Here is a 2,469-nt window from a genome sequence, read left to right as displayed (position 1 = left end):
GACGTGCCCGACGCTGACGCGCGGGCACTGACAGACGACGCCGGCCGGTCCGAGGAGGACCGGCCGGCGTCGTCGTGCCGGGGGCCGGGACAGTGCGGCGCGCGTCACTCGGCGGCGCTTGCCCCGCCCCGTTCGGCGAAGTAGGGCATACTGGCGAGGTGGGCACCGCGTATCCGCGAGCCCAGCGTCGTCGAGTTCGATGCAGCGGTCATCGCTGCGGATCCCGTTACGGCGAACTCCGACCGATCTCCGCCCCTGAAAGGCACCCTTGACTTCCTTCGCGTCATTTGACCTGCCCGCGCCCGTCGTCCAGCACCTGAGCGACACCGGCATCACGGCTCCGTTCCCCATCCAGACCGCGACTCTCCCCGACACGCTGAGTGGCCGCGACGTCCTCGGCCGGGGCCGCACGGGCTCGGGCAAGACCCTCGCCTTCTCCCTGCCGCTCGTCACCCGCCTCGCGGGCCGCCGCCGCGTCTCCAAGCGCCCGAGCGGCCTCGTCCTCGTGCCGACTCGCGAGCTCGCCAACCAGGTCAACGCCGTCGTCGAGCCGCTCGCGACGTCGCTCGGCCTGGTGACCACGACGATCTTCGGCGGCGTCAACCAGACCCGCCAGGTCAACGCGCTGCGCTCCGGCGTCGACATCGTCATCGCCTGCCCCGGCCGCCTCGAGGACCTCCTCGGGCAGGGCGTGCTGTCCCTCGAGGACGTCCAGATCACCGTCCTGGACGAGGCGGACCACATGGCCGACCTCGGCTTCCTGCCCGGCGTCAAGCGGATCATGGACCGCACGCCGCGCGTCGGTCAGCGGATGCTCTTCTCCGCGACGCTGGACAACGGCGTCGACGTCCTCGTCAAGCGCTACCTCACCAACCCGCTGCACCACGCGGTGGACAGCGCGGAGTCGCCCGTCGCGGCGATGACCCACCACGTCCTCGCCGTCTCCGGCGCGGACGACAAGAAGGACATCGTCCAGGAGCTCGCCTCCGGGACCGGCCGCCGGGTGCTGTTCACGCGCACCAAGCACCAGGCCAAGCGGCTCGCCAAGCAGCTGACGACGGCCGGCGTGCCCGCCGTCGACCTCCACGGCAACCTCACCCAGCCGGCCCGTGAGCGCAACCTCGCGGCGTTCTCCTCCGGCGCGGTCCGCGTGCTCGTCGCCACCGACATCGCCGCGCGCGGGATCCACGTCGACGACGTCGAGCTCGTCGTCCACGTCGACCCGCCGGCCGAGCACAAGGCCTACCTCCACCGCTCCGGCCGTACGGCCCGCGCGGGCTCCGGCGGCGACGTCGTGACGATCATGCTGCCCGAGCAGACCGGCGACATGCGCACGCTGACCCGCCAGGCGAAGATCTCGGCGAAGCCTGTGAGCGTCCGCCCCGGCGACAAGCTCATCAGCGAGCTCGTCGGCGAGCGCGCGCAGGTCGTCTCCGCGGCGCAGGCCGCAGCGACCGTCCCGAGCGCCCCGCAGCAGCCCCAGCGCGCCGCCGGTGGCGGACAGCGCCGGGGTGGCCGTGGTCGCAGCACCGGCAGCGGTCAGGGTCCGGCGACGTCGGCCTCCGCGCCGCAGCGCACCGCCGGCCGTGGCCGCGCGGGCCAGTCCTCGGGTCGTCCCCAGGGCGGCGCGGGCTCCCGCTCGGTCTACTCCTCGAGCACCGGCCAGGCTCCGGTCGACTCCCGCGGCCAGACCGGCGGAACTCGCGCGCAGGGCGGTCGCCGTCCCAGCCGCCGGGCGACGTCCACGGTCCGCAGCGTCTGACCCCACCTCGCACGGACAGCTCCGCCCCCGCGAGTCTCCTCGCGGGGGCGGAGCTGTATCTGCGCGAGAGCCGACTTCCGCGCGAGAGCCGACTTCCGCGCGAGAGCGGAGTTTCGCGCGAGAGCGGAGTTTCGCCGGCGCCCGGCTACTCCCGGTCAGCGCGCGGGCGGGCTCTTCCGACGGTCGCGGACCTTGGTGTACAGCTCCTTGGCCCTGCGCTGGTTCTCCGGCTTCTGCGCCTCGCGCGCAATGACCTGGGCCGCCTTGACTGCGATCCCTCCACGGATTGCCTTGCGCAGGAATCCCATCGTGCCTCCTCGTGTCGACGCCGACGGCGCTCGCCGGTGTGGCGCACGACGGTACGAGTCCCCGCGGGCCCTCGCCACCCGGCGGGGGTCCGCCGCGTGGCTCACGGGGTGATGGCGAGCTCGCCGTCGCCGTCCACCCCGGCCCGCACGACGACATCGACGTCACCGACGGACGCCTGGGTGGTGACCAACGCGCCGGCCGTGCCGGCCGGTGCGCGAGACCTACCTCGTCGGTCCGCGGGACACCCCCGACCCGGCCGCCGGACGCACCGAGATCGGCTGGCCGGCTTCCGCGTCGGCCCACGCCCGGCCCCAGCCGTCCCCGCCACCCCCGCCGAGGTCGCACCTTCCGATCAGCGGTCTGCGGAGATCTCGGCAGGACGCTGATCGGAAGGTGCG

The 2,469-nt window shown here is 73.8% G+C and carries 2 protein-coding genes; one reads left to right on the top strand and one right to left on the bottom strand.

From position 1 onward, the window contains the following. Window positions 1-268: 268 nt before the first annotated feature. A complete protein-coding gene (locus FHE66_RS05525) occupies window positions 269-1,762 on the top strand; it encodes a DEAD/DEAH box helicase (protein WP_139071982.1) in 1,494 nt (497 codons plus the stop codon). 155 nt (window positions 1,763-1,917) lie between these two features. Here the strand turns inward: FHE66_RS05525 and FHE66_RS15380 are convergent, their stop codons facing one another. Next, window positions 1,918-2,070, bottom strand: a complete 153-nt coding sequence (locus FHE66_RS15380) for a hypothetical protein (RefSeq protein WP_168202748.1) — start codon at window positions 2,068-2,070, stop codon at window positions 1,918-1,920. Between the last annotated feature and the right edge of the window lie 399 nt (window positions 2,071-2,469).

It is taken from the genome of Georgenia sp. 311, from assembly GCF_006151955.1.
Classification (GTDB): Bacteria; Actinomycetota; Actinomycetes; order Actinomycetales; family Actinomycetaceae; genus Oceanitalea; species Oceanitalea wutianyii.
Note: the sequence above shows the minus strand (reverse complement) of the source record. Positions and strands in the feature narration are given on the sequence as shown.

Coding starts and splice junctions, on each gene's coding strand:
- FHE66_RS15380 (WP_168202748.1), bottom strand. CDS start 2,070: ATGGGATTCCTGCGCAAGGCAATCCGTGGAGGGATCGCAGTCAAGGCG.